Annotated in this window: 5 protein-coding genes; all 5 read right to left on the reverse strand. The window is 73.4% G+C overall.

Annotated features, from left to right (window positions below; translation table 11 throughout):
• Positions 1-92 precede the first annotated feature (92 nt).
• Entirely contained in the window at positions 93-1,103 is a 1,011-nt protein-coding gene (locus tag AB8Z75_RS30360; RefSeq protein WP_369207594.1) for a hemolysin family protein, read from the reverse strand.
• The gene (locus tag AB8Z75_RS30365; RefSeq protein WP_369207596.1) at positions 1,100-2,461 is read right to left on the reverse strand and encodes a hemolysin family protein; all 1,362 of its coding nucleotides are present in this window, start codon (positions 2,459-2,461) and stop codon (positions 1,100-1,102) included. Before AB8Z75_RS30365 ends, AB8Z75_RS30360 begins: the two co-directional genes overlap by 4 nt.
• A gap of 245 nt (positions 2,462-2,706) precedes the next feature.
• Positions 2,707-3,132, reverse strand: coding sequence for a GNAT family N-acetyltransferase (locus AB8Z75_RS30370; RefSeq protein ID WP_369207598.1), 426 nt, complete (start codon positions 3,130-3,132; stop codon positions 2,707-2,709).
• Positions 3,133-3,310: 178 nt separating this feature from the next.
• Complete coding sequence (gene bioD / locus AB8Z75_RS30375; RefSeq protein ID WP_369207600.1) at positions 3,311-4,057, reverse strand: dethiobiotin synthase; 747 nt, start codon at positions 4,055-4,057, stop codon at positions 3,311-3,313.
• Complete coding sequence (locus AB8Z75_RS30380) at positions 4,054-5,355, reverse strand: adenosylmethionine--8-amino-7-oxononanoate transaminase (RefSeq protein WP_369207602.1); 1,302 nt, start codon at positions 5,353-5,355, stop codon at positions 4,054-4,056. The genes bioD and AB8Z75_RS30380 overlap by 4 nt, the downstream gene beginning before the upstream one ends.
• Positions 5,356-5,363 lie beyond the last annotated feature (8 nt).

A 5,363-nucleotide genomic window follows, 5' to 3' on the forward strand; every position in this document is an offset into this window, starting at 1 on the left:
GGGCTGCGCTGGTCACGGTCGCCCATGGTAACCCGTTGCCCCGAGCAACGACTCTCGCCCTCGGGGCAACGGGCACCGCCCCACGGTGGGGGCTACGGCTGGCCGACCAACTCCCGCAGGACGTCCTCCATGGTCACCACACCGGCGGCGCGCCCGTCCGGGCCCGTCACCGCGGCCAGGTGCGTACCGCTGGACCGCATCGCGCCCAGCACGTCGTCCAGCGGCAGCGAGGCCCGCACGCGGGCGATCGGCCGCATGGCGGTCAGCGGGAACGGGGCCTCGCGCGGCGAGGCGTCCAGCGCGTCCTTGACGTGCAGATAGCCCAGCACGCGACCGTCGTCGTCGACCACGGGGAAGCGGGAGAACCCGGACTCGGTCGAGAGCCGCTCCAGGCCCTCGGGCGTCACACCCCGGCCCGCGGTCACCACCTTCGGCAGCGGTTGCGCCACGTCGCCGACCGGCCGCCTGCCCAGCTCCAGGGCGTCGCGCAGCCGCTCGGTCGAACGGTCGTCCAGCAGCCCGGCCTCGCTGGAGTCGGCGACCATCTGCGCCAGGTCGTCGTCCGAGAACGCCGCCTCGACCTCGCTCTTGGGCTCCACGCGGATCAGTTTGAGCAGCCCGTTCGCGAACGAGTTCACCGCGAAGATCACCGGGCGCAGCGCCCGCGAGAGCGCCACCAGCGGCGGGCCCAGCAGCAGCGCGGCCCGCTCGGGCCCCGCCAGCGCGATGTTCTTGGGCACCATCTCACCCAGCAGCATGTGCAGGTACGTCGCCAGCGACAGGGCGATCACGAACGAGACGCCGTGCGCCACCCCGTCCGGCACGCCCATCGCGTGGAAGACCGGCTCCAGCAGGTGGGCGATCGCGGGCTCGGCGACCACGCCCAGCACCAGCGTGCACAGGGTGATGCCGAGCTGGGCCGCGGCCAGCATCTGCGCCACGTGCTCCAGGCCCCACAGCACCTTGCGTGCCTTCTTGTCGCCGTCCTCGGCCAGGGGTTCGATCTGGGCGCGGCGCACCGAGATCATCGCGAACTCCGCTCCGACGAAGAACGCGTTGACCACCAGTGTCAGCAGTCCGATGATGAGCTGGATCGCCGTCATCGCCGTGCCTCCGCCCACTCGTCGCCGTCCGCCTGCGCCGGGTCCTCACCCGGCCTGGGGCTGTGCAGCCGCACCTGCGCTGCCCGCCGCCCCGACGCGTCCGTCACCTCGATCCGCCAGCCGGCGACCGTCGCCGTGTCGCCGGCGGCCGGGATCCGGCCCAGCTCGGTGGCTATCAGACCCGCCAGCGTCTCGAAGGGGCCCTCCGGGGCGCGCAGCCCGATGGCCTCCAGCTGGTCGGTGCGGGCCGCACCGTCCGCCTCGTAGATCCGCCGGCCCTCGGCGTCCTCCCCGGCCGGGGCCAGGTCGGGTGTCTCCAGCGGATCGTGCTCGTCGCGGACCTCGCCGACGACCTCCTCGATGATGTCCTCCAGGGTGACGACACCTGCCGTGCCGCCGTACTCGTCGATGACGACCGCGATGCTGCGGTCGCCGCCGGAGAGCTGGTCCAGCAGCCGGTCGACCGTCAGCGACTCGGGCACCAGCAGCGCCTCGCGCATCAGCTCGGTCACTGGGCGCCGCGGTCGCTGCTCGGCGGGCACCGCCAGTACGTCCTTGATCCGGACGATCCCGACGACGGTGTCCAGGTTGCCCCGGTAGACGGGGAAACGGGACAGCCCGGTGGCGCGGGTGGCGTTGGCGACGTCCTCCACCGTCGCCGCCACCTCCAGCGAGGTGACCTGCACCCGGGGCGTCATGACGTTCTCCGCCGTCAGCTCCGCCAGGTGCAGGGTGCGCACGAACAGATCGGCCGTGTCCTCCTCCAGCGCGCCCTCCTTCGCGGAGTGCCGCGCCAGCGCCACCAGCTCCTGCGGCGAGCGGGCCGAGGCCAGCTCCTCGGTGGGCTCCAGACCCATCCGCCGCAGGATGCGGTTGGCGGTGTTGTTCAGGTGCCGGATCAGCGGGCGGAAGGCGGCGGAGAAGACGCGCTGCGGCGTCGCGACCCGCTTGGCCACCGGCAGCGGCTTGGAGATCGCCCAGTTCTTGGGCACCAGCTCACCGATCACCATCAGCACGACGGTGGACAGGGCGGTGCCGAGCACCAGGGCGACGGACGAGGACGCCGAGGAGGGGACGCCCAGCGAGCGCAGCGGCCCGGCGATCAGCGCCGCGATGGACGGCTCGGAGAGCATGCCGACCACCAGGTTGGTGACGGTGATGCCCAGCTGGGCGCCGGAGAGCTGGAAGGTGAGGGACCGCACGGCCGCCAGCGCGCTCTTGGCGCCGCGTTCGCCACGCTGCTCCGCCCGCTCCAGTTCGCTGCGCTCGACGGTCGTGAGGGAGAACTCCGCCGCGACGAAGCCACCGCAGGCCAGCGCCAGCAGCAGCGCCACGAGCAGCAGGAGGACTTCCATCAACGCTCCTTCACCTCCTCCCCATGGTGGGCCAGGAGGCGCGGGCACGCGCGGTGTCGTGAGGGCATCGGCCGCACGACGTGTGGGGGGATGCAACTAGGAGGGTCGCCCATGGGCGGACGCTCACACCTTTCACTTGTGATGACGGCGCCGGGCCTGCGCAGCGCAGGTCCGGCGGTGTTTCCATCGTAAACGGGCCGAACGGCTTCCGGGTTCCCCCGCTGACCGGGGCGTTTCCCGGTCGGGCCTCAGCCGGTGAGGGACTTCACCCAGCGGCTCCACTGGGGTTGCGGAGCGTAACCCGCGGCCTTCCAGGCCCGGTGTGCCCGCTCGTTGTCGTCCAACACCATGGCGTCGCCGCGCCGCCCGCCGAGCGCGGCGAACCGCTCCTCCGCGGCCGTCAGCAGCCCCCGCGAGACGCCCCGGCGCCGGTGGGAGGGCAGGACGGCCAGCCGGTAGAGGGAACACCGCCAACCGTCCCAGCCGGCGATCACCGTTCCCACGAGTTGTCCGTCGTGCTCGGCCAGCAGCAGCGCCTCGGGATCGCGGGCGATCAGCCGGGCGACTCCGTCCCGGTCGTCGCTCACGCTGGTGCCCTCGGCCGCCTCGCGCCAGAAGGCCAGCACCTGGTCGATGTCCCCCTCGCCCGCGGGGCGGATGCGCAGTTCACTCATGTGGTGGATAGCACCATGTTTTTGTGGCCGGCTGCCATGCCGTTCTGCCTGGTGGACCGCTCTGCCCCTGAGGCGGGCCCCCGTCGCCTGCCCTTTCCACCGGGGCTGCCCGCCATCGCCGCCTAACTGCGCACCTGGACCCTGTGAGGGGCCGTGCTCCGGACCGCGCGTCAGGGCGTCAGGGCGCGTCTGCGGTCTCCGGCGCCAAGGCGCAGCCGCCGAGGGAAGGGGCGAGCCAGCCGGGAGCGGCGGCGCGGAAGGCCTCGGGCGCCAGCCGGCCCGCCCCCTCGGGGACGGCGCCCACCAGCGGAAGGCCGGCGTAGCGGGGGAGGTCGGCCACGTTGCAGCGCTCGGCCAGTCCCGGCTCGGCGGGCATGGAACCGATCACCATGCCGGCCCCCGGCACCCGCCGGGCCCGCAGCGCCTCGGCCGTCAGCGCCGCAGTGTTGAGCGTGCCGAGCCCCGCCTGGACGACGACGAGCACCGGCGCGGCCAGCAGCCGGGCCACGTCCGCCAGCGTCGAGCCCTCCTCGTCGAACCGCACCAGTAGCCCGCCCGCACCCTCCACCAGCACGAGATCGTGCGAGGCGGCCAGCTTCTCCGCGGCGTCCGCGATCTCCCGCGCCGGCAGGCACGCTATGCCGGCCCGCCGGGCGGCGGTCTGCGGAGCCAACGGGTCCGGGTAGCGCGCCAGTTCGACCCCGGTGATCCGGTTCTCTCCCACGAGCCGCCCGACTTCGGCCACATCTGCGGCTTCACCCGCCCCCACGCCGGTCTGCGCCGGTTTGAGCACGGCCACCGACCGTCCCGTGCGCAGCGCGCACGCCGCCACCGCCGCGGTGGTCACCGTTTTTCCGATCTCCGTCCCCGCGCCCGAGACGCACAGCACACCACGCATCGCTCCGCCCAGCCTCTCCGCTCTCATGCTTCCCGCGCCGCCGCGCACATGGCGGCGGCGATCCGTGCGACGTCCTCGTCGGCGGTGATGTACGGGGGCATCGCGTACACCATGTCGCGGAACGGCCGCAGCCACACCCCGGCCCGTACGGCGGCGCGGGTGGCGGCGGTGAGGTCCACCTCGTGGTCGAGGCGGACGAGACCGATGGCGCCCAGTACGCTCACCTCCCGCACCCCCGGCAGCCCGGCGGCCTCGGCGAGCCCGGCACGCAGCCCGTCGCCGATCCGGCGCACCTGCGCCTTCCAGTCCTGGGACAGCAGCAGGTCCAACGAGGCGCCGGCGACGGCGGACGCCAGCGGGTTGCCCATGAACGTCGGACCGTGGGCCAGCACCGGTACCGACCCGCGTGCGATCCCCTCCGCCACGCGCGGCGTGCACACGGTCGCCGCCATGGACAGGTAACCGCCGGTCAACGCCTTGCCGACGCACATCACGTCCGGCACCACCCCGGCGTGCCCGGCCGCGAACAGCTCGCCCGTGCGGCCGAAGCCCGTGGCGATCTCGTCGAGTACGAGCAGCACGTCGTGTGCGTCGCACGCCTCGCGCAGCGCCCGCACATAGGCGGGGGAGTGGAAGCGCATGCCGCCGGCGCCCTGGACGACCGGCTCGACGATGACGGCGGCCAGCTCGTGCGCGTGCCGCCCCACCAGTCCCCGCAGCCGGGCGAGGTACTCCTCGTCAGGTTCGGCGTCGAAGCCGGAGGGCGGCGCTTCGGCGAACACCTGGACGGGCAGCGCACCCGACCACAGGTGGTGCATGCCGCCCTCCGGGTCGCACACCGACATCGGCTGCCAGGTGTCACCGTGGTAGCCGCCCCGCCAGGTCATCAGACGCCGCTTGCCCGGCATGCCCAGCGAACGCCAGTGCTGCAAACACATCTTGACCGCGACCTCGACGGCGACGGAGCCCGAATCGGACAGGAACACGTGCTCCAGACCGTCGGGGGTCAGGCGGGCCAGCCGCTCCGCCAGCCGCACGGCGGGCTCGTGCGTGAGGCCCCCGAACATCACATGGCTCATCCGGCCGAGCTGCTCGCGGGCCGCCTCGTTCAGCACCGGGTGGTTGTAGCCGTGGACGGCCGACCACCAGGACGACATGCCGTCGACCAGCTCCCGCTGCCCGTACGCCTCCTGCGCCAGCCGCAGCCGCACCCCGGAAGCGGACTCCACGACGAGCGGCTCGGCGATCCCGGGCATCGGGGCGTACGGGTGCCACACGTGCCGCCGGTCGAGCGCCAGCAGTTCGGCGGGTTCCAGGGGAGCCAGGGGCGCCA

This window comes from Streptomyces sp. PU-14G (genome assembly GCF_041028275.1).
In the GTDB taxonomy this organism is placed as follows: Bacteria; Actinomycetota; Actinomycetes; order Streptomycetales; family Streptomycetaceae; genus Streptomyces.